We start from the raw sequence: 23,779 nt of genomic DNA on the forward strand, positions 1-23,779 counted from the left end.
GAAAACACCCTGAATTCGATCACAAGGCGCTTAAGGATCGATTCAAGGTGCCTTCTCGATCTCCCGCAGATCCAACCACGCCACAAGCAGAAACCCGCCGGCCAACCCCAGATGTTCAAAGAACGAGTTGGCCGCCATGAAGCGTTCCTGCCCCACGGGCATCTCCCAAAAGCGCAACGCAATACCGGTCGCCACCAACGTGAATGCAGCTAGCGCCAGCGCGCCCAGCCATCGCAGCCGGCCCGTCAGGATCATCAGGGAAGCAACCAGTTCCAGCGCAATCACCAGCACCGCGAACAACGGCCCGGGCGACAGCCCGAAATGCGCCATTTCGCGCAGCGCACCGGGAAAATCGAAGAGCTTCACCAGCCCGCCCTGCAGGTAGGCGGCGCACAGCCCCAGATAGGCCAGGAACCGCAGCGCCGAGGCGCCGAACAGCGGGCGGGCCAGGTCGGCCAGGCGACGTTCCCATTGGAAAGCAGCGTTCATGGCCAGCCTCCTCAGACGGCCCAGCAGGAGCAGCCCAGCGCGCCGAAGAAGCCCTGCGGATCCGAGCTGGGCGCATTCGACGTCCATGCGCGGGCATGGTCGTGTCCATGCAGGCCGCAGGAGCTGGCGCACGCGCAGGCCGCCATGTTGCGGTAGCCCAGCGAATTGCGGCCGGCGCCGTCAGGATCGCCCCAGGCGCCATAGCCGCCGAACAGCCGGGTAGGCGACCAGTCGGGCATGGCGGGCGGCAGCGGGTTGTCGTCCAGCGGCGCGAATTCGCCCGCGCCGTAGACCACCCGCCCGCCCACCACGGTCAGGTCCGAGGTCAGGAAGGAGATCTCGTCCTCGGTGCAGCTGAAGTAGTCCTTGTCCGGCACGATGAAGTCGGCCAGCTGGCCGGGTTCGATGCGGCCGCGCTTGCCTTCCTCGTTGGAGAACCAGGCCACATTCTCGGTCCACATGCGCAGCGCCGTCTCGCGGTCCAGGCAGTTGCGCGCAGGGTAGAGGCGGGTGCCGCCCACGGTCTTGCCGGTAACCATCCAGGACAAGGACACCCAGGGGTTGTAGGACGCGACACGGGTCGCATCGGTGCCGGCCGAGACCTTCACGCCGCGCTGCAGGATCTTGGCGACGGGCGGCGTGGCTTCGGCGGCCTTCGCGCCGTAGCGTTCGATGAAGTACTCGCCCTGGTAGGCCATGCGGTGCTGTACGGCAATGCCGCCACCCAGCGCGGCAATGCGGTCGATCGATTTGTCGGAGATGGTCTCGGCGTGGTCGAAGAACCAGTTCAGCCCCGTCAGCGGCGTATCGCGATGCACTTTCTCGAACACGTCCAGCGCGCGCGAGATGGTCTCGTCGTAGGTCGCGTGCAAACGCCACGGCCACTTGTTCTGCACCAGCACGCGCACGACCTCTTCCAGTTCGCCTTCCATTTCGGGCGGCATGTCCGGACGCTCGACGCGGAAGTCCTCGAAGTCGGCCGCCGAGAACACCAGCATTTCGCCCGCGCCGTTGTGGCGGAAGTAGTCGCTGCCCTGCTTGTACTTCACGCTCGACGTCCAGTTGAGGAAATCTTCCTTTTCCTGCTTGGGCTTTTGCGTGAAGAGGTTGTAGGCCAGGCGCACCGTCATCTGGTTCTCGTCGGCGAGCTTCTGGATCACGGCGTAGTCGTCCGGATAGTTCTGGAAGCCGCCGCCCGCATCGATCACGCCGGTCACGCCCAGCCGGTTCAGCTCGCGCATGAAGTGGCGCGTGGAATTGACCTGGTAGTCGAAGGGCAGCTTGGGGCCCTTGGCCAGGGTGGCGTACAGAATGGTCGCGTTAGGTTTGGCCAGCAGCAGCCCCGTGGGATTGCCCTGACCATCGCGCATGATCTCGCCGCCCGGCGGATTGGGCGTGGTCTTGGTATAGCCCACCGCGCGCAGCGCTGCGCCGTTGAGCAGCGCGCGGTCATACAGGTGCAGGATGAACACCGGCGTGTCGGGCGCGATGGCGTTGATCTCCTCGATCGTGGGCAGGCGTTTCTCGGCGAACTGATGCTCGGTAAAGCCGCCCACCACGCGCACCCATTGCGGCGCGGGCGTGATGGCGACCTGGCGTTTCAGCATGGCCATGGCGTCGGCCAGCGAGCGCACGCCGTCCCAGCGCAGCTCCATGTTGTAGTTCAGGCCGCCGCGGACCACGTGGGTGTGGTTGTCGTACAGGCCCGGCAAGGCCGCGCGGCGCTTCAGGTCGACGACCCGCGTGCCGGCGCCGGCCAGCGGCATGACTTCGGCGTCCGAACCGACCGCCACAAAGCGGCCGTTCTTGATCGCGACAGCGCTGGCCTGCGGCTTGCCACGGTCCAGCGTGGTGATGCGGCCATTGTGGAAAATGACGTCCGGCGTGGCGTTGGACATGTTGGAATCTCCTTTTGAACTGGCGATGGCGGGGCGTCCCAACATACCGTTGAGCGCCAGGGCGGAAGCTACACCGATGAGATCGCGGCGGGTAGGCATGCAATATCTCCTTGGATGCGGGAACCGGCTCAGCCGTGTTCCTTGTCTTGAGCCTGGTGGCGGCCAGGCAATTGCCCGAGCACGTGGCTCACGGCCTTTTCCTTGTCACAGGCCGCGACGAAGGCGGTGCCCTTGAGCAGTTGCTTGCCCACGGGAATGACCTGCTCGCCGACCAATATGCCCAGCAGGCCGATCAACGCCACCAGCGGCGGAGCGGGCGAGCGGACCTGCAGAAGGCTGTAGACCACGCCGACCAGCAGTCCGGCGCCCAGGGAAAGTAGATAGATCTTCATGTGCGTCCTCGCGTTGTGTAGGGGTTATGAGCGCGCGCCGCTCATGCGTGCGTATCGGCCAGGAGCACTTCGGCATCGTCCAAGGCCATGAGGCGCACATCGGTTTCGTCGCGGATGGCGGCGCCATCGCCCGAGCCAATCTCCACGCCGTTGACTTGCAATCTGCCCTTGGAGGCGACCAGATAGCCGCGGCGGCGGCCGCGCGCGAAGCGGTAAACGACGGCTTCGCCTGCTTTGAGCGCCACCGCAAGCACGCGCGCGTCGCTGCGGATGGGCAGCGCATCATCGTCGCCGTCGATGCCGCTGGCCAGCGTGATGAAGCGTCCCTTGCAGGCTTCGCGGGTAAAGGACTTCCGGCCCCAACTGGGCGGCGCGCCGCGGCGGTCCGGCTCTATCCAAATCTGGAAGACGTGCGCGGGTCCGCCTTCCATATTGAATTCGGCATGCGTCACCCCACTGCCCGCGCTCACGACCTGCACTTCGCCTGCGCGGGTGCGGCCGCGATTGCCCAGATCGTCTTCATGGGTGAGCGCGCCTTCCCGCACGCAGGTGATGATTTCCACGTCCGAGTGCAACAAGGGCGGAAACCCTGCGCCCGGCGCGATGGTTTCATCGTTCCATGCGCGCAGCGCGCCCCAGTTCATGCGCTCGGGGTCCTGGTAGGCCGCGAAGGAAAAGTGATGCTTGGCATCCAGCCAGCCGCGGCGTTCGTGGCCCAGGCTCGCAAGCGGACGGCGCTCAATCATGATGCGCCTCCGTGGCCGGACTGTCGCCGATCACGGCGGCATGCTTCATGTGGTTCATGGACGTGCTCCCGACGCTGCCCGTCAGCGCTTCAAGGCCAGGAAGTGATGCACTTCGGGCTTTTCCGGCCCCATGTGAAAGCGCAGCGCTTCCGCCTGCAGATCGGCATCGGCGTGCGACACCCGGTGATGCTGGCGCAGGTGTTCGGCCCAGGATTCGACGAAGAACCACTCGACCACCCGCTGCGGGTCACTGGTGTGCTCGACCACGCCCCAGGCATAGGCGCCATCGCGCAGTCGCTCTTGCGACAGGCGCTGCATCGCATCCAGAAAGGCAGGGCGGTCTTCCTGGCGGATGCGGTACTCGACCTGCACCAGCACCGGACCGCGGTCGTGGGCCACCGGTTCAGCGACCAGCGGCTCCGGCCAGTGATTCGACGCCTGCAGATCCGCCTCGCCGACCGGCAGGCTGGCGCGATGAAACAGCAGCGCAACCGCGACCAGTCCGGCGGCGCTGACCGCCAGAGCGTAGGGCACGCCGATCTCGCGCGCCACCAGGCCCCAGCCCAAACTGCCGGCGGCCATCGCGCCGTTGAAGACCATCAGGTACACCGCCAGTCCGCGGCCGCGCACCCAGTTGGGCAGCACGGCCTGGGCCACGCCATTGAACGTGGTGAGCGCGGTAATCCAGCCCATGCCCAGCACCACCAGCATCAGCACGGCCAGCCATTGCGGCGGCGCGAACACCAGCACGGCCATGACCGCCGCGCTGGCCACCGATGCCAGCAGCACCAACCCGTCGGCATTCAGGCGGGCGCCCAGCCTGGGCAGCAGCAGGGCGCCGATGATGGCTCCTGCGCCCACCGCGCCCAGCAGCACGCCGTAAAAGCCCGAGGAGCCGCCCAGCATCTGCCGCGCCACCAGCGGCAGCAAGGCCCAGACCGCGCTGGCGAACAGGAAGAAGACGGCGGCGCGCAGCAACACGCGGTGCAACTCCTTGCTGGCCCGCGTGTAGCGCAGGCCGGCGCGGAACGCGCCGAAGAAGTTCTCCGACAGCGCGCTATCGACGGCCGCGGGACGCTTCCACCACAGCAGTGCGGCAATGACGAACACGTAGCTCAGCACGTCCAGCCCATAGGTGACGGCCGCGCCGAAGCTGGCCAGGATCAGGCCGCCCGCCGCCGGACCGATGGCGCGGGCGATGTTGATGCCCAGCGAATTGAGCGCCACCGCGCCCTTGAGTTCTTCGCGCGGTACGAGTTCGGGGACGATGGATTGCCAGGTCGGTCCCATCAAGGCCGCGCCGATGCCGCCGACGAAGGTCAGGGCGATCAGGTAATCGACCGTCAGCGCGCCGAAATGCGACAGCAGCAGCAGCGTGCCGCTGACCGAGGCAAGCAGCAGCTGCACGAAGATCAGGAAGCGGCGCCGGTCCAGGATGTCGGACAGCACGCCAGCGGGAATCGCCAGCAAAAAGATGGGCAGGGTCGCCGCCGTCTGGATCAGCGCCACCGCGGCCGGGCTGGCCGACAGGTCGGTCACCAGCCACGAACTGGCCACGTCCCGCATGAAGCTGCCCACGTTGCCCAGCACGGTCGCGGCCCACAGCACGGCGAACACGGACTGGCGCAAGGGCGCGAAGGTGCCGCGCGCGGCGGGATTCTTCTGGTCTGGCATGGGACTCTCCTGGATCGCGCCAGGCGGCATTCGGACCCGCAAGTCCCGCCGCCCGCCGTGTTCAAAACGCCGTGTTCAAAAACAAGGCGCCGGACCGGCCAGACGCTGTCTGGACGATCCGGCTTGCGGTTTACTTGGCGGGGTTGGGGCCGATGCGTTCACCGTGCTGCACGCGCTCTGCCAGCTTGTGCACGTGGGTGACGGCGTAGTCGATGCCCATGCCGTAGGCGCCGGAGTGTTCCTTCACGATGCCCGTGACGGCGTCATAGGTCTCCTTGCGGGCCCAGTCGCGCTGCCATTCCAGCATCACCTGCAACCAGGTCATCGGCACGGCGCCAGCCTGCACCATGCGGTCCATGGCGTACTTGTGCGCGTCCACCGAGGTGCCGCCCGAAGCATCAGCCACCATGTAGATTTCGTACTCGCCTTCCAGCATGGCGCACAGCGCGAAGGTGGTGTTGCAGACCTCGGTCCACAGGCCGGCGACGATCACTTTCTTGCGGCCATTGGCGGCCAGCGCGTCGCGCACGTTCTGGTCGTCCCAGGAGTTCATGGAGGTGCGTTCCAGGATCTTGTTCTCGGGGAACACAGCCAGCAGTTCGGGGTAGGTATTGCCGGAGAAGCTGTCGGTTTCGACGGTGGTGATGGTGGTCGGGATATTGAAGGCGCGTGCGGCCTTGGCCAAGCCCACCACATTGTTCTTCAGCGTCTGGCGGTCGATGGACTGCACGCCGAAGGCCATCTGCGGCTGCTGGTCGATGAAGATGATCTGGCTGTTCTGCGGGGTCAGGACTTCGAGGTATTTGTTGGCGGACATGGCGGATCTCTCTTTAAGGAAAACTATCAAGGAAGGCGGCAGCGAAGAATTCGGTGTAGCTGGCAAACCATCCCGGTCTGCACCGTTGCGACGATGGCGGGGTGCCGCTGGAAGGGCCCGTACATCTCGTCTGTCGGTGTATGCATAGTAGGGAGCGGCCGCGTTCCTGAGAACCCGCAGCATGGAATTCCATCCTTTCCATTTCTTGCATGATGACCATGGCGTGACAGTCCTTTGCTGCGCTGCGTTCAACACCATTCTTGTCCATGCCATAGGCAGGGGCTATCATCGGCGCGGGCATTTCCCAGGAACACGAGATGAGCAAGCTGCCGGATTTAGAAGGTTGGGCGATCTTCGCCAAGGTCGCCGAGACCGGATCATTCGCCAAGGCGGCGGCCGAGTTCGCCTTGTCGCAGGCCACGGTTTCCAAGACCATCAGCCGTCTGGAAGCCCGCATGAAGACGACGCTGTTTCATCGGACGTCCCGCAGCATGACCTTGACCGAATCCGGCTACGCGGCGCTGGAACGCGCAGCGCGCATATTGGAAGAGGGCGAGGCGGTCGAATCAGAGGTGACGGAAAAGTCGAGCAGCCTGCGCGGCAAGATCAGGCTGTCCGCGCCCATGTCCTTCGGCGTCACGCATCTGGCGCCGATGCTGCCTCCCTTCATGCAGGCCAATCCCGACGTGGCCCTGGAGATCGAATTCAGCGACAAGCAGGCCGACCTGGTCTCCGAACGCTTCGACCTGGCGCTGCGCATCTCCAACCTCGTGGACTCGACGCTGCTGGCACGCCGCCTGTGCTCGGTGCGCATCCTGCTGGTAGGCGCACCCAGCTACTTCAAGCGCGCGGGACGGCCCAAACATCCAAAGGACCTGGCGCAGCACACGGCGCTGCAATACATGTATGCGCGCAACGGCACGAGCTGGCGTTTCCGTCATGAAAAGCACGGCGAGTTTTCACAGTCGCTGCCCGTGCACCTGAACGTGAACAACGCCGAAGCCCTGACGCCGGCGCTGCAGGCGGGCATGGGGCTGGCACTGCAGCCGGAGTTCCTGGCGTGGAAGGACCTGCAGTCGGGCGCGCTGGAAACCGCGATGGACGACTGGCAGGTGGATCCCATCGCCTTGCATATCGTCACGCCGCCCGGACGCCGCCGCCCGGCCCGGGTGCAGGCCTTCATCGAGTATCTGGCGGAACGGTTGACGGCCGAGCCCTGGGCTAACGACGTACAGGTGTAGACGACGATCCGTCCTGGCGCACCGGGCTCGCGCATGAAATGGCAGGGAGGACGATAAACAACGACTTGTTCGCCGGAGACAAGGTCACCAGAAGCTAGAACCCGAAGGCCTACGGAGCCATCGTTACTGTCCCACCACGGCCAGGAGCTCTGCTTCCAACAACTGAACTATCTCTGAGAAATTGGCTTTTACGCGGTCACGAACCGCGGCTCTCGCTGCGATCGCCTCGTCAGAAAAATACTTCTGTATGACCGATTCTCCGTCTTCGTCATCAGTAGCGATCAACCGGAATGGATCCCCATCAAAAAAGGGTATTGATTGAGCGCTACCGACCTTGAAAGCACATGCTTTAAGCGGGTAAAGGTCCATGATTTCAACAAGTTTTTGGTCAAACGTTAGCAATGCCGGAAAGAAGTACCTCGCTTGCCTTTCCCGGTCGAACGTAATCGACAGCTCTAGCTGCCTAACATGCCACATGTCCCAAGCCATGTTGCTTAGCTGGTTCAAGATGTCCTTCTTTCGCTTTTGGATCTTCCCAAAAAAAGCGAGATTGTGTCCCCGCGTGAAATATTCTCGTGCAACCGCAGCTTCCCGCCCGCTCATCGTGGCTAGCGTCGAATGGCAAAACTCCAGGAAAGCCGCCATCTTCTTGCCAGGGTCTGCGCTCGGTGACTTCAGTTGGATCGTCGCCATCTTGACTAGTGTGGTGTCTCAAAAATAGATAGAACTATTTTGACCGGTGTTGGTCGAATCAGCTTCCTTATAGGAGACTACGCTGATGGCCCACCCTGGACGCCCCGCCACGAAGCTGCAGATCACCGATGCCGAGCGCGCAGAGCTGCATGCGCGACTGCGCGTACGCAAAGCGCCCGAGGACGAGAAGCTGCGCATGCGAATCGTGCTGGGCTGCGCAGATGGGGAGTCGGGCACCATGATTGCCCAACGCTTGGGCACGACGGTGCAAACTGTCTCCAAGTGGCGGCGGCGCTACCGGGCGTATCGTCTGGCGGGTTTGACCGATGCCCCGCGCGCTGGCCGCCCGCGCAGTGTGGGCGACGAGCAGGTTCAGCTCATTGTGGACAAGGTTCGCCAGAGCAAGCCTGACAACGCCACGCACTGGAGCGTGCGCCAGATGAGTCGGCACGCTGGCGTATCGCCCGCGACGGTGCAGCGCATCTGGCATGCCTTTGGGCTGAAGCCGCACCTGCAAGAAACCTTCAAGCTATCGACGGATCCCCATTTCGTGGACAAGGTACGGGATGTGGTGGGGCTGTATATGGCACCACCCGATCGCGCCTTGGTGCTGTGCGTGGACGAGAAGAGCCAGATCCAGGCTCTGGATCGCACCCAACCAGGGTTACCACTGACGTTTGGCAAACCCAGCACGCGCACGCACGATTACAAGCGCCATGGCACAACGTCGCTGTTTGCAGCGCTGGATGTGGCCACTGGCAAAGTCATAGGACAGCTCAAGCGCCGTCACCGCAGTGTGGAATTCCTGCAGTTCCTCAAAGCCATCGATGCAGCGGTGCCTGGCGAACAAGACATCCACCTGATCATGGACAACTACGGCACGCACAAGACGCAGGCAGTGCGGGCCTGGCTAGCAGCCCATCCTCGCTACCACGTTCACTTCACGCCCACCTCAGCGTCCTGGCTCAATCTGGTCGAGCGTTTCTTTAGCCAGATCAGCGAGCAGTGGATCAAGCGCAGCGCCCACACCAGCGTTGCTCAGCTGGAGCAATCCATACGGGAATACATTGATCGTCACAACGAGGATCCCAAGCCGTTCGTGTGGCATAAAAGTGCGGACACCATCTTGGCATCTGTGGCGCGGGCAGCGAGTACCATTATTTGATGATTACTTTTGAGACACCACACTAGAAAGGCATACATGTACCGATGATTGAACAGGAGTTTCCCCATCATCACGGTGTTCCCGACATCAACGTACATTTCGGAAACTTGGCGCTGCGCGCTAATAGCGAGTTCCTGGTCGGAGAGCGTCGAGCGCACTTCACCATTTGACTTCAGCCAGGCAACATCGAGGGTACGAAGAATTTCGTAAGCCTTGAAATTTTCAAAGATTTTTTCAGCCGGCTCACCATTCGCCAGCCGTGGCAGATTTTCAGTGAGATAGGGAAGCGGATCGACGAAAACATCAGGCCGCGCAATGAATTCGAAGACTTCCTGAAAGTCGGCTGGAATGCGTCCGCCACGTTTACCTGCCATATGCGGTACGAGGTAACTCATGGCATTCGTGTCGAGTGAGATAGAGTAATCAATCGGATATGTGCTTGGTCCGGACTCCATCTCCTTGGCGGTCATTGCATCCAACACGAAAACCCGCTCGGTTCGAAACAGACTGCGGACGGCGGCTCCCGCTGAAAAATTGCGGTTGACCGCAAATCCAGGTGATCCGCCCTTATCGGCAGCAAAAACAAACTTGTAATCCCTCAGCAGCGGAGCTGCGAATCGATACAACGCAAATGCCTCGGCAGTACTGTCCGAGTTGCAGATGCGCGCAACAATCCGTTCGATCCCGAACTCACTATGGTTCATAGCGTTTCCTCTTCAGCCTTTAGGCAGGCGGGGCTCCCGTCACTCCCGGGAGGATCGTCGGGAGGCATCGGCCAGCGTCCCATAGCGGTTATGGTGCACGGCGTTGCAAGCTCCAGAAAAAATGGGCCGCGATTGCGGCCCATTTTTCTCTGTCTAGACTTCTTGAAAAAAATCTAATCCAACACCGTCAAGCGTCGATATTCCCCGCCGACAGTGCATGCGTCTCGATGAAGTTGCGGCGCGGTTCCACGTCGTCGCCCATCAGCGTGGTGAAGACTTCGTCGGCCGCGATGGCGTCCTCGATCTGCACGCGCAACAGGCGGCGCACCTTCGGGTCCATGGTGGTTTCCCACAGCTGTTCCGGGTTCATTTCGCCCAGACCCTTGTAGCGCTGCTTGGAGATGCTGCGGTCGGCTTCGCTGCGCAGCCACTGCATGGCTTCGCGGAAGTCGGACACAGTCTGTTCCTTGCGCTTGTCGCCTTCGCCGCGGGCGGCCAGCGAACGCGAGCCGACCTTGCCCAGGAAGCTCTTGGCGGCCTTGGACAGGACCGCGTAGTCCGAACCGTTGACGAAGTCCGCGTCGATGATGCTCACGCGCACGTTGCCGTGGTGCATGCGCTGCACCGACAGGCGATGGCGCTCAGTGGCCTCGTCGAACTCCGGCACGACTTCCACGCCGTTGCCGCTGACCGGGTCGCGCATGGCGTCGGCCAGGCGGCGGGCGGAGTCGGCGGTGGACTCGGCCGACTCCAGGTTGATCTCCACGCCTTCAGCCATGGCCGACAGCGCGCCCACGTCGAACACGCGCGACAGGCGCGCGATCACGGCGTCGGCCGCGACGTACTGGCGGGCCAGGTCGTTGAGTTCGTCGCCGCGGATGATGTTGCCACCCGAGATGATTTCGGCATCCTTCAGCGCCAGTTGCAGCATGAACTGCGCTTCTTCCTGGTCATCCTTCAGATACCGTTCTTCACGGCCGACCTTGACCTTGTACAGCGGCGGCTGGGCGATATACACGTAGCCGCGCTGCACCAGCTCAGGCATCTGGCGATACAGCAGCGTCAGCAGCAGGGTGCGGATGTGCGCGCCGTCCACGTCCGCGTCGGTCATGATGATGAGGCGGTGGTAGCGCAGCTTGTCGACGTTGAAATCAGGACCGATGCTGGTGCCCAGCGCGGTGATCAGCGTGGCGATCTGTTCGCTGGCGATCAGGCGGTCAAAACGCGCCTTCTCGACGTTCAGCACCTTGCCGCGCAGCGGCAGGATGGCCTGGAACTTGCGGTCGCGGCCTTGCTTGGCCGAGCCGCCTGCGGAGTCACCCTCGACGATGTACAGCTCGCACAGCGCGGGATCCTTTTCCTGGCAGTCGGCCAGCTTGCCGGGCAGGCCTGCGCCTTCCAGCACGCTCTTGCGGCGGGTCATTTCGCGCGCCTTGCGCGCGGCTTCGCGGGCGCGGGCGGCTTCGACGATCTTGGCGCACAGCGCCTTGGCGTCGTTCGGGTGTTCCAGCAGCCAGGTTTCCAGCGTACGCGCCACGGCTTCTTCAACGGCCGGACGCACTTCGCTGGAGACCAGCTTGTCCTTGGTCTGGCTGCTGAACTTGGGCTCGGGCACCTTCACCGACAGCACGCAGGCCAGGCCTTCGCGCATGTCGTCGCCGGACGTTTCGACCTTGGCCTTCTTGGCCAGTTCGTTGTCGGTGATGTACTTGTTGATGATGCGGGTCATCGCCGCGCGCAGGCCAGTCAGGTGCGAACCGCCGTCGCGCTGCGGGATGTTGTTGGTGAAGCACAGCACGCTTTCGCTGTAGCTGTCGTTCCACTGCATCGCCACTTCGACGCCGACCGGCACGCCGCCCGCCGAGGACTCGGTCGTGACCGAGAACACGTTCGGGTGCAGCACGGTCTTGCTGCGGTTGATGTATTCGACGAAGCCCTTCACGCCGCCGGAGAAGGCGAAGTTCTCTTCCTTGCCCTGGCGCTGGTCGATCAGGCGGATCTTCACGCCATTGTTCAGGAACGACAGCTCGCGCAGGCGCTTCGAGAGGATCTCGTAGTGGTACTCGATGTTGTTGAAGATGATCGGGTCGGCCAGGAAGCGCACTTCGGTGCCGCGCTTGTCGGTCGTGCCGGTCACCGCCAGGGGCGCGACGCGCTCGCCCTGGCGGAACTCCATCTGGTGCACTTCGCCGTTGCGGCGAATGGTCAGCCGCAGCCATTCGGACAGCGCGTTCACGCAAGACACGCCCACGCCGTGCAGGCCGCCAGACACCTTGTAGGAGTTCTGGTCGAACTTGCCGCCGGCATGCAGCTCGGTCATGACGATTTCGGCCGCGCTGCGGTGGAATTCGTCATCCTTGTGGATGTCGGTGGGAATGCCGCGGCCGTTGTCGGTGACCGAGATCGAGTTGTCGGTGTGGATCGTGACGACGATGTCGTCGCAGTAGCCGGCCAGGGCTTCGTCGATGGCGTTGTCGACGACTTCGAACACCATGTGGTGCAAGCCGGTGCCGTCGGATGTGTCGCCGATGTACATGCCGGGGCGCTTGCGCACGGCCTCCAGCCCCTTGAGCATCTTGATCGAGTCAGCGCCGTAGCCGCTGTTCTCGGGAGTGGTGTTCTGCTGATCTGACATGTCTGTATCGATAACGCTTTAAAGAACGGCCTGGCGGCCGGACCGCCCACGGGCCCTCAGGCCCGCAAGCGGCACAAACCCACGATGGGCGCGGATCAAATCCGCATGGGCATGACGACGTACTTGAACTGGTCGTCTTCGGGCAGGGTGATGAGCGCAGACGCGTTGGCGTCGGGCATGACCGACCACTGGATGTTGTCTACCTTGACGTTGGACAGCACGTCGAGCAGGTAGCCGACGTTGAAGCCCACATCGAGGGCTTCATGGCCGTAGTCGATGTCGATTTCTTCCTGCGCCTCTTCCTGCTCGGCGTTGGAGGACGAGATCTTCATCTGGTTCTGCGCCAGTTGCAGGCGCACGCCCTTGAACTTGTCGGTGGTCAGGATGGCGGCGCGCTGCAGGCTGCCCTGGAGCGCTTCGCGGCCGACCAGGAAATGGCGCGTGTAGTTGGTCGGGATCACGCGCGTGAAGTCCGGGAACTTGCCTTCCACCAGCTTGGAGACGAGTTCCACGTCGCCGAAACGGAAGCGGATCTGGCCCGGCGCCACGTCGATGGAAACGGGCTCGTCGGAGTCTTCCAGCAGGCGCTGCATTTCCAGCACGGTCTTGCGCGGCACGATCACTTCATGGCGTTCGCTGATGCCGTCGGCTTCGGTCGAGCAGTGCGCCAGGCGGTGGCCGTCGGTGGCGACCGCGCGCACGCGGCCCGGCTCAAACACCAGCAGCATGCCGTTCAGGTAGTAGCGGATGTCCTGTTGCGCCATGGCGAAGTGCACCATGTTGAACAGGTGGCGCAGCGTGCGCTGCGGCATGGTCAGCGACACGTCCCACTGCTCGGGCTGGGCCACGGTGGGGAATTCGCTGGCGGCCAGCGTCTGCAGGGCGAAGCGGCTCTTGGCCGACTGCACCGACAGCTTGTTGCTGGCCAGCGCCAGGCGCACGTCGCCGGTGTCCGGCAGAGCCTTCAGGATATCCAGCAGCTTGCGCGCCGCGACCGTGGTGGATTCGTTGTCTTGACCCACGCCGAAGTCGGCATGGGTGGTGATCTGTACTTCCAGGTCGGTCGCAATGAAGGCAACCTTGTTGCCTTCCTTGCGCATCAGGATGTTCGCGAGGATGGGCAGGGTATGGCGTCTTTCGACGATGCCCGCCACAGTCGACAGCGGTTTCAGCAATGCATCGCGTGTGGTTTGTACGAGTTGCATGTTCATCCTTTTAGAGTTTGTTCCAACACGTGCAGGGTATGGTTGAGCTCCGCTTGCTTGGCGCGGGCGTCGGAAATCTTGCGTACGGCATGCAGCACGGTGGTGTGATCACGGCCACCGAACAGATCGCCGATTTCCGGCAGGCTTTTCTGGGTCAGCTCCTTCGCCAGGTACATCGCGACCTGGCGCGGCAAAGCGATATTGGCGGGCCGGCGTTTCGAGTACATGTCGGCCACTTTGATCTTGTAGAAATCCGCCACCGTCTTCTGGATGTTCTCCACGGTGATCTGGCCGTTGGACACGGACAGCAGGTCCTTCAGGGCTTCCTTGCAGACATCCACCGTGAGCACGTCGCGGCCGTGGAAGCGCGCATAGGCCAGCACCTTGCGCAGCGCGCCTTCCAGCTCGCGCACGTTGCTGCGCAGATGCTTGGCGATGAAGAACGCCACTTCCTCGGGCATGGGCACGCCTTCGGATTCCGCCTTGCGCAGCAGGATCGCCACGCGCATTTCCAGTTCCGGCGGCTCGATGGCCACCGTCAGGCCGGAGTCGAAGCGCGAGATCAGGCGGCTGTCGATGCCCGACAGTTCCTTCGGATAGGTATCGCTGGTGATGATGATCTGCTTGCGCTGGGCCACCATCGCTTCGAACGCGTAGAAGAATTCTTCCTGCGTGCGGTTCTTGCCGGAGAAGAACTGGATATCGTCGATCAGCAGCAGGTCGAGCGAATGGTAGTAACGCTTGAAGTCGTCGAACGCCTTGCGCTGGTAGGCCTTCACCACGTCGGACACGTACTGGTCGGCATGCACGTAGCGCACGCGCACGCCGGTGCCCGCCGCCACCATCGCATTGCCGATGGCGTGGATCAGGTGGGTCTTGCCCAGGCCCACGCCGCCGTACAGGAACAGCGGGTTGTAGGACGTGCCAGGGTTCTCTGCCACCTGCAACGCAGCGGCGCGCGCCAGCTGGTTCGCCTTACCCGTCACGAAGTTCTCGAACGTCAGGTCGGTGTTCAGGCGCGAACGCTCGTACACGATGCTTGCCGCGTCCGCGTTCACCGCTTGCGCGGCTTGCGCGGCCGCCGTGGTCGCCGGGGCTGCGGGGGCAGGCGCTACCGGGGCCATCGGTGGCGGCGCGCCGCCTGAAGGGGAAGCAGCGGACGGATACGCGGGCGCCGCGGGTGCGGCGCGTACGGGCGCGACCGGCATGCGCGGCGTGGCGCCTTGCGTCGGCAACTCGAACAGCACCTGCACCGGACGCTCGAACCACTCCGCGGCCAACGCTTCGATCTGGTGGGAAAAGTTCTTCCGTACCCAATCCAGTTTGAACCGGTTGGGAGCGGCAACGCGCAGCACCGCCTGCGTTTCGTCGTACGCAAGCGGGACCAGCGGTCGTATCCACGCGCTGATTTGTTGGGGGGGGAGTTCCTGCTCAAGACGACTGACGCAGGTCTGCCAGAATTCTTTCATGTCGCTCTTATTCAAACCTCGATTCTACCTTGCCTGGGCTGGGGTTATCCACAGGGTAGGGCATAAGCGTCCACGCAGCGCTGCCTTAACTGTTTGACAAGACAGGGAAAACTTGCTGAAATGGTGGGCTTTTCCGAATTCTGTCTGTCAGAAGGTTCCACAGGGAGCTTAGCCGCGCTTGTGGGCAATGGTGTCTAACGATGCCTGCCGCCCACGTAACTGCCTGGTTTTGCTTCTAATGCGTCGCCCGGGGTTTCCCGGTCAGAGCCCCGTCTACGAGCTGTTTTTTTGCACCTGTTGCAAAAATGCTCATTAGATACCCGCTTCCTGAATACGCGACCAGGAACCCTTCCGGGCAGGTCCCTTCTGACTTTTGTTCTTTTTGTGGATCGTCCATGAAACGTACCTACCAACCTTCCGTTACCCGTCGCAAGCGCACCCATGGTTTCCGCGTGCGCATGAAAACCCGCGCTGGCCGCGCCATCCTGAACGCCCGCCGCGCCAAGGGCCGCAAGCGTCTGGCCGTCTAAGTCCTGTTTTTCCGGCTTGTCCGGAAAAGCCTGACGCCTGATTTTGCAGTCCATGCCGCGCTCCACGCTTCCGCCGGAGGCGCGGCTGCATCGCCCCTCCGAGTTCGCCGCCGCCCTCAAAGGCCGGCGTCTTGCCCGAGGGGCGTTCTTCATTGTGAGCGCGGCTCCCAATGATCTGCCTCCCGGCCAGGACGCCTGCGCGCGTCTGGGCCTGGTGATCGCCAAGCGGTTCGCCGCCCACGCCAGTACGCGCAACGCCATCAAGCGGGTCATCCGCGAAGCGTTCCGCCACCGGCGCCTGGGATTGCCGGCCAAAGATTACGTCGTGCGCCTGCATAGCAAGGTTGCGCCCGCCACGCTTACCGCGCTGAAACGCGCGGCCAGAGCCGAAGTGGACGCTCACTTTGAGCGGATAGCGCGATGATCAAGGCTTTACTCATTGCCCCGATCCGGTTCTACAGGTTTTTCCTGAGCCCCTGGATCGGCCGGCAGTGCCGCTTTACCCCGACCTGCTCGGCGTATGCGATCGAAGCGATCGAGCGCCACGGCGCCTGGCGCGGCTTCTGGCTGGCAGTCCGGCGCATCGGCCGCTGCCACCCTTGGTCGCCGGGCGGATTGGACCCGGTTCCGCCGTCCAAGGGAACCAATGGCCCCTCGTGCTGTTCCCACAGCCACCGCACCGAGCACGATTGACGCTAAACTGGCGGGCTTTGCTGGCCCGTATTCACCTCAGTAGGCACCATGGATATCCGACGAACCGTCCTCTGGATGATTTTTTCCTTCTCGCTGTTGCTCCTATGGAACAACTGGCAGATCCATAACGGCAAGCCGTCGCTGTTCGGCCCCACGCCTGCCGCCACCACGAGCGAGCCGCAGGCCGCCGCGAACAACGCAACGCCTTCGGTGCCCAGCACGCCCGCCCCGGCGGCTGCCGCCGCGTCCGCCGTGCCTGGCGCCGCCGCACCTGCCGCCGCGCGCTCGGAAGAGGTCGTCATCACGACCGACGTGCTGCGCCTGACGTTCGACACCATGGGCGCCCAGCTGGTGCGCGCCGAACTGCTGAAGTACCCGGCCACCGGCCAGCCCGACAAGCCCACGGTGCTGCTGGACCGCGCCGCCGGCCTGAACTACGTGGTGCAGACCGGCGTGGTCGGCGCCCCCAACGGCCAGAGCTTCCCCACGCACCAGACGCCTTTCCGCGTCGTGTCCTCGGAGCGCCAGCTGACCGGCGACAACCTGGTGGTCGCCTTCGAAGGCGAATCGGGCGGCGTGAAGGTCACCAAGACGTTTACCCTGCACCGCGGCCGCTATGACATCGACGTGCGCCACGACCTGGCCAACGTCAGCGCCGGCCCCGTGTCGCCCGCCCTGTACCTGCAGCTCGAACGCGACGGCAACGACCCCGCCGACACGTCCAGCTTCTATCACACCTTCACCGGTTTCGCCGTCTACTCGGAACAGGACAAGTTCCAGAAGATCACCTTCAGCGACATCGAAAAGAAGAAGGCCAGCTACATCAAGCAATCGGACAACGGCTGGATCGCCGTGGTCCAGCACTACTTCGCCACCGCCTGGGTGCCCCCGCAGGGCAAGCCGCGCACCAACGAACTGCTGGAAGTGCAGAAGAACCTGTACGCCGCGCGCAGCATCGAGGCCGTGGGCGAGATCGCCCCTGGCGCCGCCACGCGCGTGGATTCGCACCTGTGGGTCGGTCCCCAGGACCAGAAGGCCATGGCCGCCCTGGCCCCCGGCCTGGAACTGGTGGTCGACTATGGCTGGCTGACCATCATCGCCAAGCCGCTGTTCAAGCTGATGACCTGGCTGCATTCCATCCTGGGCAACTGGGGCTGGACGATCGTTGCGCTGACCGTGCTGATCAAGGCCGTGTTCTATCCCCTGGCCGCCGCCAGCTACCGCTCCATGGCCCGCATGAAGCAGGTGGCTCCGCGCCTGCAGGCCCTGAAGGAAAAGTACGGCGACGACAAGCAGAAGCTCAACGCGGCCATGATGGAGATGTACCGCACCGAGAAGATCAACCCGCTGGGCGGCTGCCTGCCCATGGTGGTGCAGATCCCGGTGTTCATCTCGCTGTACTGGGTGCTGTTGGCCAGCGTGGAAATGCGCGGCGCGCCGTGGATCCTGTGGGTGCACGACCTGTCGATCCGCGATCCGTACTTCATTCTGCCCGCCATCATGATGGCCACCATGTTCCTGCAGATCAAACTGAACCCGACGCCCCCGGACCCCGTCCAGGCCAAGGTCATGATGATCATGCCGCTGGTGTTCGGCGGGATGATGTTCTTCTTCCCGGCCGGCCTGGTGCTCTACTGGTGCGTCAACAATACCCTGTCGATCGCCCAGCAGTGGTCCATCACCCGCGCCATGCAGCGCAAGACGGAAGCCGCAGCCAACCGCTGATATCTGCTCCCGCACCAGAAACCGGTCCCTTGCGGACCGGTTTTTTTTCGCCCCACGGCCGCCTTCCGATGCCGATCCCTGGTTTTCTTGATAGTTATTCTTTATCAAGTTTTATAGATCAATCAACTTCACACAGTAAGGCAAGACCCCTATGATGTGTCGGAGATGGCCCCAGGCCGGCAATGCCGGGCTATCCCAGACACGGCGCGGGCCCTTCTGCGGCCCCGCATTCCAGGCATTTCATAGGGAGTGTGCTATGACCGACAAGAAGACGCATCTGACCACCGCCGCTGGCGCGCCGGTGGCCGACAACAACAACACGCTGACGGCCGGCCCGCGCGGCCCGGCGCTGTTGGAAGACTTCTGGCTGATTGAAAAGCTCGCCCACTTCGACCGCGAACGCATCCCCGAACGCGTGGTGCACGCCAAGGGTTCGGGCGCCTACGGCACCTTTACCGTCACCCACGACATCTCGCGCTACACCCGCGCCAACATCTTTTCCCAAGTCGGCAAGCAGACCCCGCTGTTCCTGCGTTTCTCGACCGTGGCCGGCGAGCGCGGCGCGGCCGACGCCGAGCGCGACGTGCGCGGCTTCGCCATCAAGTTCTACACCGAGGAAGGCAACTGGGATCTGGTCGGCAACAACACGCCCGTCTTCTTCATCCGTGATCCGCTGAAATTCCCGGACTTCATCCACACGCAGAAGCGCGACCCCAAGACCAATCTGCGCAGCGCCACCGCCGCCTGGGACTTCTGGTCGCTCAATCCCGAATCGCTGCACCAGGTCACCACCCTGATGAGCGACCGCGGCATTCCGGCCAACCTGCGCCAGCAGCACGGCTTCGGTTCGCACACGTTCAGTTTCATCAACAAGGACGGCGAGCGCTTCTACGTGAAGTTCCATTTCAAGTCGCAGCAAGGCATCGCCTGTCTGAGCGACGAGGAAGCGGCGCAAGTGGTCGCCCATGACCGCGAAAGCTCGCAGCGCGACCTGTTCGAGAACATCGAAAAGGGCAACTTCCCGAAGTGGACGCTGAAGGTGCAGATCATGCCCGAGGCCGAAGCCGCGACGTACCACATCAACCCCTTCGACCTCACCAAGGTCTGGCCGCACGGCGACTATCCGTTGATCGAAGTCGGCGTGCTGGAGCTGAACAAGAACCCCGAGAACTACTTCGCCGAGGTGGAGCAGGCCGCCTTCACGCCGGCCAACGTGGTCCCCGGCATCGGCTTTTCGCCGGACAAGATGCTGCAAGGCCGCCTCTTCTCCTACGGCGACACGCACCGCTACCGCCTCGGCATCAACCACCACCAGATCCCGGTGAACGCGCCGCGCTGCCCGTTCCACAGCTTCCATCGCGACGGCGCCGGCCGTGTCGACGGCAACGTCGGTGCAACGCTGAACTACGAACCCAACAGCGCGGGCGAGTGGAAGGAAACCCCATCGGCAGGCGAGCCGCCGCTGGCGCTGGACGGCCAGGCCGCAGCGCGCTGGAACCACCGCGTGGACGATGACTACTACTCCCAGCCGGGCGCCTTGTTCCGCCTGATGACGCCCGCACAGCAGGAGCTGCTGTTCGGCAACATCGGCCGCCACATGGCTGGCGTGCCGGAAGAAATCCAGCGCCGCCAGCTGGAACACTTCCGCAAGGCCGATCCCGCCTACGCCGCCGGCGTGGCCAAGGCGCTGGGACTGAAGCTGTAATCCGCGACGTACGCAAGTGCAAGGCGGCCCCCTCGGGGCCGCCTTTTTTTGACTGCTGCGCGGCTCTGCGCCAAGGCTATCAGCGCTGCATGCCCCAGCGCCTGACCGTGAAACGCTCCACGGTATCGAACACCAGGTTTTCCACAAGCAGTCCGATGATCACCACCGCCGCCAGCCCCGCGAACACGCGATCTGTGTATAACTCGTTGCGGTTCTGGAAGATGTACCAGCCCAGCCCGCCCTTGCCGCTGGAAGCTCCAAATACCAGTTCCGCGGCGATCAATGTGCGCCACGCAAAGGCCCAGCCTATCCTCAGTCCGGCCAGAATGGCGGGCAAGGCGGCAGGCACCAGAATCTGCAACACGTAGCGCAGGCCGCTCAACCCATAGTTGCGGCCCGCCATGCGCAAGGTATCCGATACCCCCAGAAAACCCGCGTACATGTTCAGCGCCAGCGCCCACAGCACCGAGTGGATCAGCACGAACACCAGGCTGCCTTCGCCCAGGCCGAACCACAGCAACGCCAGTGGCAGCAGCGCGATCGCGGGCAGGGGATTGAACATGGCGGTCAAAGTGGACAGCAGATCGCGCCCGAAACGCGTCGACACCGCCAGCGTGGTCAGCACGAAGGCCAGCAACACACCCGCCGCATATCCCTGCGCCAGCACGCGCAGCGATTGCCCGGCGCGCGCCAACAGCTCGCCGCCGGCGATGCCCTGCACAAAGGCGACCGCCGTTTGCGATGCGCTGGGCAGCAGCAGGTCGTTATCGGTATAGCGCGCCGCCAGCTCCCAGATGCAGGCCAACAGCGCCAGGATCGCCAGCTTGCGCAGGCTGGCGTGCTGCCACAGGCGTTCATGCCAGGGCAGGGGCGCTTCGGCCGCCTGTGCAGGCAAGGGCGGCAGCTCGTACTCCACTTCGGGACGGATGGGCACGGCGCCTGCATATGCGTTGTTCATACGGGAGTCCTTCAGGCCGCGGCCCGTTCAGCGGCAAGTTCAGCGGGCGGTTCCGCCGCCGCCACGTCGAACAGCAGATCATGGACGCGCCGGGCCGCGGACTGGAACGCAGCCGAGCCCTGGCTGTGCAGTCCGAAGGCATGAGCGTTCAGCTCCGCGCGCACGCGGCCCGGATGTGGCGACAGCAGCAGCACGCGGCTGCCCAGCACCAATGCCTCTTCGATCGAATGGGTGACGAACAGCAGCGTAAAGCGCACCTCTTCCCACAATGCCAGCAGCTCTTCCTGCATGCGCCGCCGCGTCAATGCGTCCAGCGCCGCGAAAGGCTCGTCCATCAACAGCACGCGCGGCTGCATCGCCAGGGCGCGCGCGATCGCCACGCGCTGCTTCATACCGCCGGACAGCGTATGCGGATAGGCATCGGCAAACGCGGACAGCCCGACCTTGTCCAGGTAGTGCATGGCCCGCTCGTCGGCCTCGCGTCGGCCGAGCTTGCGCGAAGCCACCAGCGGAAACGCCACGTTCTGCCGCAGCGTCTTCCATGGCGGCAGCTGGTCGAATTCCTGGAACACCACGATACGGTCAGGCCCGGGGCCGCGTACGGCGTTGCCATCGACCGCGATGCGGCCTTCGGTCGGTTCAATGAAGCCCGCGATCGCCTTGAGCAGCGTGGACTTGCCGCAACCGGACGCGCCCAGCAGGATGAAACGCTCGGCATCGTGCACGTCGAAACTGACCTGATGCGTGGCGCGCACGCGCCGTTCGCGCGTCTTGTATTCGATCGACACCTTATCCACAGCCAGCAAAGGCGTGGTCTTTTCGGCGTTATCCACAGGGGACGCAGCGCTCAAGCCCATTTCAGCTGCCTTGGGCCGTGAGGGGATCGTCAAAGAAGTAGTCGCGCCAGCTGGCCGGCGCATTCTTGATCGCGCCCACCTTGTGCATGAACTCGGCCAGCGCGTAGGTGTTCTGCGGTTCCAGCTTGAACTGCACGTCGGGGTTCTTGATCACCTTGATCAGGAAATCGCGGTCCAGCTTGGCGCCCGTGACGCGCAGATAGGTATCCGCGGCCTGTTCCGGATTGGCGGCGGCGAACTGCGCCGCTTCCTTCAACGCGGCCTGGAACGCCTTGTAGGTCTTGGGATTTTCCTTGCGGAACTTCTCGGTGGCAAACAGCACCGTGGACGAACTGGGCCCGCCCAGCACGTCATAGGAATTGAGCACGATGCGCGCCTTGGGATTCTCGGCCAGCTCCTGCTCCTGGAACGGCGGGTTGCCGAAATGCCCTGTGATTTCGGTGCCGCCCGCGATGATGGCGGCGGCCGCGTCGGGATGCGGCAGAGCGACCGAAATCTTGTCCAGCTTGTTGAACTGCGCGTCCCCCCACAGCTTGGCCGACGCCAGCTGCAGCACGCGCGATTGCACCGACACGCCCACCGCTGGCACCGCGATGCGGTCCTTGTCGGTGAAGTCCGCAATCGTCTTCACGTTGGGATTGTTGCTGACCAGGTAATAGGGAAAATTGCCCAGCGAGGCCACGCCCTTCACATTCTGCTTGCCGCGCGTGCGGTCCCAGATCGTCAACAACGGTCCGACGCCCGCCCCCGCGATATCCACAGCCCCGGACAGCAACGCGTCGTTCACGGCGGCGCCTCCGGACAGCTTGGCCCACTCGACCGAGATATCCACACCGTCGGCCTTGCCGTGCTTCTCGATCAGCTGCTGATCGCGCGCCACGTTCAACAGCAGGTACACGATGCCGTACTGTTCGGCGATGCGGATGCGGCCTTCCGCCATGGCCGGCGTGGGCGAAGCCAGCGCCAGCACGGCAAGTATCAGCGCCAGGCCCGCGCCGGTGGCGGCCTGGACCAAACGATCACGTACAGCGGAGGAAAAACCCATGGCGGACCCTGTGGATAAATGGTTTTGCGCGAAATTTAGGAGAGCAGGACGTCAGAACGGCACGTCGCCTTCAATCGTCGTGCGGTACAGCTTGCGGCGCAGGTGGTCCGGCGTACCGCCGGCCAGATGGATCAACGAACGGTTGTCCCAGAACACCAGATCATGCGGCTGCCATTGGTGGCGGTAGATGTGTTCGGGCCGGATGCTGTGGGCAAACAGCTCGTCCAGGATCTGGCGGCTTTCGTCTTCGGGCAGACCCTCGATGTGGGTGGTGAAGCCTTCGCTGACGAACAGCGCGCGCCGACCCGTCTCCGGATGCGTGCGCACGACCGGATGCACCACTTCCTGCACCTGCGCCACCTGTTGCGCGCTGAGGTTGGGACGCCACGAGCCTTCCTTCTGCAGCTGGCCGTACTTGGCCAGGTAGGAATGCACGGCGCGCTTGCCTTCGATGGCGTCGCGCAACGCGGCAGGCAGGGTGTCGTACGCCACATGCATGTCGGCGAACAGCGTGTCGCCACCTTGCGCGGGCAGCTCCTGCGCGTGCAGCAGCGAACCCAGGCTGGGCAGTTCCTTGTACGAGATATCCGAATGCCAGTATTTGCCGGCATCGCCCAGCCCTATAGGCTTGCCGTCTTCAACGATGTTGGAAACGATGAGGATCTCGGGATGCCCAGGCAGATGGAATTGATGCAGCACGTGGATCATCAGGCGTCCAAAACGGCGGCTGAAATCAACGTGCTGCTGCGGCGTGATGCGCTGATCGCGGAACACCAGCAGGTGATGGTCCAGATGGGCGCGATGCACCTGCGTGAAATCGGCCGGGGTCAGCTCGCGCGACAGGTCGATGCCGATGATTTCGGCGCCGGTCACGGCTGCCAGCGGGCGGATCGAAAAGGCTTGCGCCGCGGGTTCGGCATACGCCTCGGACCGGCGCAGCGCGTTGCTCTGGGACATGGATCGCTCCTTGCGCGAATGCCGGCCAGGCCGGCTCAGGAACGATCCATTATGAAAACGCGCGACCCCTACGCAAACGATTTATTCGGCCTTTGTTCAAGCCTGCGCGTCATATGGGGGACGGCTGCCATCGCATTCAAGCCTGTGGATAAGTCTTGGGATAAGCCTGGTGGCAAGCTAG

At 63.5% G+C, this 23,779-nt stretch carries 22 protein-coding genes; 7 read left to right on the top strand and 15 right to left on the bottom strand.

The window, feature by feature from the left end:
- Window positions 1-42: 42 nt before the first annotated feature.
- The 6 genes from ACZ5YA_RS22350 to ACZ5YA_RS22375 form a co-directional block, all read right to left on the bottom strand.
- Window positions 43-489, bottom strand: a complete 447-nt coding sequence (locus ACZ5YA_RS22350; protein ID WP_059376370.1) for a DoxX family protein — start codon at window positions 487-489, stop codon at window positions 43-45.
- Between the two features lie 11 nt (window positions 490-500).
- The gene (locus ACZ5YA_RS22355) at window positions 501-2,387 is read right to left on the bottom strand and encodes an amidohydrolase (protein WP_251879578.1); all 1,887 of its coding nucleotides are present in this window, start codon (window positions 2,385-2,387) and stop codon (window positions 501-503) included.
- Window positions 2,388-2,515: 128 nt separating this feature from the next.
- The gene (locus ACZ5YA_RS22360; protein ID WP_059376366.1) at window positions 2,516-2,779 is read right to left on the bottom strand and encodes a XapX domain-containing protein; all 264 of its coding nucleotides are present in this window, start codon (window positions 2,777-2,779) and stop codon (window positions 2,516-2,518) included.
- A gap of 41 nt (window positions 2,780-2,820) precedes the next feature.
- A complete protein-coding gene (locus ACZ5YA_RS22365; protein WP_464091252.1) occupies window positions 2,821-3,525 on the bottom strand; it encodes a pirin family protein in 705 nt (234 codons plus the stop codon).
- Window positions 3,526-3,606: 81 nt separating this feature from the next.
- On the bottom strand, window positions 3,607-5,199 hold the full coding sequence (locus ACZ5YA_RS22370) for an MFS transporter (protein ID WP_059376359.1): 1,593 nt from the start codon (window positions 5,197-5,199) through the stop codon (window positions 3,607-3,609).
- A gap of 130 nt (window positions 5,200-5,329) precedes the next feature.
- Window positions 5,330-6,016: a hydrolase gene (locus ACZ5YA_RS22375; protein ID WP_054455784.1), complete on the bottom strand. Its 687-nt coding sequence runs from the start codon at window positions 6,014-6,016 to the stop codon at window positions 5,330-5,332.
- A gap of 317 nt (window positions 6,017-6,333) precedes the next feature.
- Between ACZ5YA_RS22375 and ACZ5YA_RS22380 the strand changes: the two genes are divergently transcribed.
- Complete coding sequence (locus ACZ5YA_RS22380) at window positions 6,334-7,257, top strand: LysR family transcriptional regulator (RefSeq protein ID WP_306634746.1); 924 nt, start codon at window positions 6,334-6,336, stop codon at window positions 7,255-7,257.
- Between the two features lie 123 nt (window positions 7,258-7,380).
- Here ACZ5YA_RS22380 and ACZ5YA_RS22385 read toward each other — a convergent pair whose 3' ends face one another.
- Window positions 7,381-7,950 (bottom strand): hypothetical protein, encoded by a 570-nt coding sequence (locus tag ACZ5YA_RS22385; protein ID WP_464091253.1) that lies wholly within the window; start codon window positions 7,948-7,950, stop codon window positions 7,381-7,383.
- A gap of 85 nt (window positions 7,951-8,035) precedes the next feature.
- On the opposite strand from ACZ5YA_RS22385, the gene ACZ5YA_RS22390 reads away from it, so the two are divergent.
- Window positions 8,036-9,115 (top strand): IS630 family transposase, encoded by a 1,080-nt coding sequence (locus tag ACZ5YA_RS22390; RefSeq protein WP_005801445.1) that lies wholly within the window; start codon window positions 8,036-8,038, stop codon window positions 9,113-9,115.
- On the opposite strand, the gene ACZ5YA_RS22395 is transcribed toward ACZ5YA_RS22390, so the two are convergent.
- The 4 genes from ACZ5YA_RS22395 to dnaA all read right to left on the bottom strand — a co-directional run bounded on the left by ACZ5YA_RS22395 (window position 9,025) and on the right by dnaA (window position 15,128).
- Window positions 9,025-9,819, bottom strand: a complete 795-nt coding sequence (locus tag ACZ5YA_RS22395) for a hypothetical protein (protein ID WP_464091254.1) — start codon at window positions 9,817-9,819, stop codon at window positions 9,025-9,027. The genes ACZ5YA_RS22390 and ACZ5YA_RS22395 overlap by 91 nt on opposite strands.
- Before the next feature lie 187 nt (window positions 9,820-10,006).
- Entirely contained in the window at window positions 10,007-12,454 is a 2,448-nt protein-coding gene (gyrB, locus tag ACZ5YA_RS22400) for a DNA topoisomerase (ATP-hydrolyzing) subunit B (RefSeq protein ID WP_059376348.1), read from the bottom strand.
- Between the two features lie 95 nt (window positions 12,455-12,549).
- Entirely contained in the window at window positions 12,550-13,659 is a 1,110-nt protein-coding gene (gene dnaN / locus ACZ5YA_RS22405) for a DNA polymerase III subunit beta (RefSeq protein WP_054455945.1), read from the bottom strand.
- 2 nt (window positions 13,660-13,661) lie between these two features.
- The gene (gene dnaA, locus ACZ5YA_RS22410) at window positions 13,662-15,128 is read right to left on the bottom strand and encodes a chromosomal replication initiator protein DnaA (RefSeq protein ID WP_059376347.1); all 1,467 of its coding nucleotides are present in this window, start codon (window positions 15,126-15,128) and stop codon (window positions 13,662-13,664) included.
- 395 nt (window positions 15,129-15,523) lie between these two features.
- Here dnaA and rpmH point away from each other — a divergent pair, with 395 nt between their 5' ends.
- The 5 genes from rpmH (at window position 15,524) to ACZ5YA_RS22435 (ending at window position 19,781) form a co-directional block, all read left to right on the top strand.
- Window positions 15,524-15,658 carry a 50S ribosomal protein L34 gene (gene rpmH, locus ACZ5YA_RS22415; protein ID WP_003816025.1) on the top strand — a complete coding sequence of 45 codons (135 nt, stop codon included), beginning with the start codon at window positions 15,524-15,526 and terminating at the stop codon, window positions 15,656-15,658.
- A 52-nt stretch (window positions 15,659-15,710) separates the two neighbouring features.
- The gene (locus ACZ5YA_RS22420; protein WP_013397083.1) at window positions 15,711-16,082 is read left to right on the top strand and encodes a ribonuclease P protein component; all 372 of its coding nucleotides are present in this window, start codon (window positions 15,711-15,713) and stop codon (window positions 16,080-16,082) included.
- Window positions 16,079-16,351 carry a membrane protein insertion efficiency factor YidD gene (yidD, locus tag ACZ5YA_RS22425; protein WP_059376344.1) on the top strand — a complete coding sequence of 91 codons (273 nt, stop codon included), beginning with the start codon at window positions 16,079-16,081 and terminating at the stop codon, window positions 16,349-16,351. Before ACZ5YA_RS22420 ends, yidD begins: the two co-directional genes overlap by 4 nt.
- Window positions 16,352-16,399: 48 nt before the next feature.
- On the top strand, window positions 16,400-18,076 hold the full coding sequence (gene yidC / locus ACZ5YA_RS22430) for a membrane protein insertase YidC (RefSeq protein WP_059376335.1): 1,677 nt from the start codon (window positions 16,400-16,402) through the stop codon (window positions 18,074-18,076).
- Window positions 18,077-18,332: 256 nt separating this feature from the next.
- Window positions 18,333-19,781: a catalase gene (locus ACZ5YA_RS22435; protein WP_059376332.1), complete on the top strand. Its 1,449-nt coding sequence runs from the start codon at window positions 18,333-18,335 to the stop codon at window positions 19,779-19,781.
- Between the two features lie 79 nt (window positions 19,782-19,860).
- Here ACZ5YA_RS22435 and ACZ5YA_RS22440 read toward each other — a convergent pair whose 3' ends face one another.
- From ACZ5YA_RS22440 to ACZ5YA_RS22455, 4 genes are read right to left on the bottom strand one after another with little or no spacing between them, the layout of a single operon-like run.
- On the bottom strand, window positions 19,861-20,739 hold the full coding sequence (locus ACZ5YA_RS22440; RefSeq protein ID WP_280014437.1) for an ABC transporter permease: 879 nt from the start codon (window positions 20,737-20,739) through the stop codon (window positions 19,861-19,863).
- An 11-nt stretch (window positions 20,740-20,750) separates the two neighbouring features.
- A complete protein-coding gene (locus tag ACZ5YA_RS22445; protein ID WP_280014436.1) occupies window positions 20,751-21,596 on the bottom strand; it encodes an ABC transporter ATP-binding protein in 846 nt (281 codons plus the stop codon).
- Window position 21,597: 1 nt separating this feature from the next.
- Window positions 21,598-22,641 (bottom strand): ABC transporter substrate-binding protein, encoded by a 1,044-nt coding sequence (locus ACZ5YA_RS22450; protein ID WP_118932734.1) that lies wholly within the window; start codon window positions 22,639-22,641, stop codon window positions 21,598-21,600.
- Between the two features lie 51 nt (window positions 22,642-22,692).
- The gene (locus ACZ5YA_RS22455) at window positions 22,693-23,598 is read right to left on the bottom strand and encodes a TauD/TfdA dioxygenase family protein (protein WP_464091255.1); all 906 of its coding nucleotides are present in this window, start codon (window positions 23,596-23,598) and stop codon (window positions 22,693-22,695) included.
- Window positions 23,599-23,779: the final 181 nt, after the last annotated feature.

The organism is Achromobacter sp. JCM 18799, assembly GCF_055395645.1.

What these genes read in the sequence shown, in the direction of transcription:
- ACZ5YA_RS22350 (WP_059376370.1), bottom strand. Translation starts at nt 489, where the DNA reads ATGAACGCTGCTTTCCAATGGGAACGTCGCCTGGCCGACCTGGCCCGC.
- ACZ5YA_RS22355 (WP_251879578.1), bottom strand. Translation starts at nt 2,387, where the DNA reads ATGTCCAACGCCACGCCGGACGTCATTTTCCACAATGGCCGCATCACC.
- ACZ5YA_RS22360 (WP_059376366.1), bottom strand. Translation starts at nt 2,779, where the DNA reads ATGAAGATCTATCTACTTTCCCTGGGCGCCGGACTGCTGGTCGGCGTG.
- ACZ5YA_RS22365 (WP_464091252.1), bottom strand. Translation starts at nt 3,525, where the DNA reads ATGATTGAGCGCCGTCCGCTTGCGAGCCTGGGCCACGAACGCCGCGGC.
- ACZ5YA_RS22370 (WP_059376359.1), bottom strand. Translation starts at nt 5,199, where the DNA reads ATGCCAGACCAGAAGAATCCCGCCGCGCGCGGCACCTTCGCGCCCTTG.
- ACZ5YA_RS22375 (WP_054455784.1), bottom strand. Translation starts at nt 6,016, where the DNA reads ATGTCCGCCAACAAATACCTCGAAGTCCTGACCCCGCAGAACAGCCAG.
- ACZ5YA_RS22380 (WP_306634746.1), top strand. Translation starts at nt 6,334, where the DNA reads ATGAGCAAGCTGCCGGATTTAGAAGGTTGGGCGATCTTCGCCAAGGTC.
- ACZ5YA_RS22385 (WP_464091253.1), bottom strand. Translation starts at nt 7,950, where the DNA reads ATGGCGACGATCCAACTGAAGTCACCGAGCGCAGACCCTGGCAAGAAG.
- ACZ5YA_RS22390 (WP_005801445.1), top strand. Translation starts at nt 8,036, where the DNA reads ATGGCCCACCCTGGACGCCCCGCCACGAAGCTGCAGATCACCGATGCC.
- ACZ5YA_RS22395 (WP_464091254.1), bottom strand. Translation starts at nt 9,819, where the DNA reads ATGAACCATAGTGAGTTCGGGATCGAACGGATTGTTGCGCGCATCTGC.
- gyrB (WP_059376348.1), bottom strand. Translation starts at nt 12,454, where the DNA reads ATGTCAGATCAGCAGAACACCACTCCCGAGAACAGCGGCTACGGCGCT.
- dnaN (WP_054455945.1), bottom strand. Translation starts at nt 13,659, where the DNA reads ATGCAACTCGTACAAACCACACGCGATGCATTGCTGAAACCGCTGTCG.
- dnaA (WP_059376347.1), bottom strand. Translation starts at nt 15,128, where the DNA reads ATGAAAGAATTCTGGCAGACCTGCGTCAGTCGTCTTGAGCAGGAACTC.
- rpmH (WP_003816025.1), top strand. Translation starts at nt 15,524, where the DNA reads ATGAAACGTACCTACCAACCTTCCGTTACCCGTCGCAAGCGCACCCAT.
- ACZ5YA_RS22420 (WP_013397083.1), top strand. Translation starts at nt 15,711, where the DNA reads ATGCCGCGCTCCACGCTTCCGCCGGAGGCGCGGCTGCATCGCCCCTCC.
- yidD (WP_059376344.1), top strand. Translation starts at nt 16,079, where the DNA reads ATGATCAAGGCTTTACTCATTGCCCCGATCCGGTTCTACAGGTTTTTC.
- yidC (WP_059376335.1), top strand. Translation starts at nt 16,400, where the DNA reads ATGGATATCCGACGAACCGTCCTCTGGATGATTTTTTCCTTCTCGCTG.
- ACZ5YA_RS22435 (WP_059376332.1), top strand. Translation starts at nt 18,333, where the DNA reads ATGACCGACAAGAAGACGCATCTGACCACCGCCGCTGGCGCGCCGGTG.
- ACZ5YA_RS22440 (WP_280014437.1), bottom strand. Translation starts at nt 20,739, where the DNA reads ATGAACAACGCATATGCAGGCGCCGTGCCCATCCGTCCCGAAGTGGAG.
- ACZ5YA_RS22445 (WP_280014436.1), bottom strand. Translation starts at nt 21,596, where the DNA reads ATGGGCTTGAGCGCTGCGTCCCCTGTGGATAACGCCGAAAAGACCACG.
- ACZ5YA_RS22450 (WP_118932734.1), bottom strand. Translation starts at nt 22,641, where the DNA reads ATGGGTTTTTCCTCCGCTGTACGTGATCGTTTGGTCCAGGCCGCCACC.
- ACZ5YA_RS22455 (WP_464091255.1), bottom strand. Translation starts at nt 23,598, where the DNA reads ATGTCCCAGAGCAACGCGCTGCGCCGGTCCGAGGCGTATGCCGAACCC.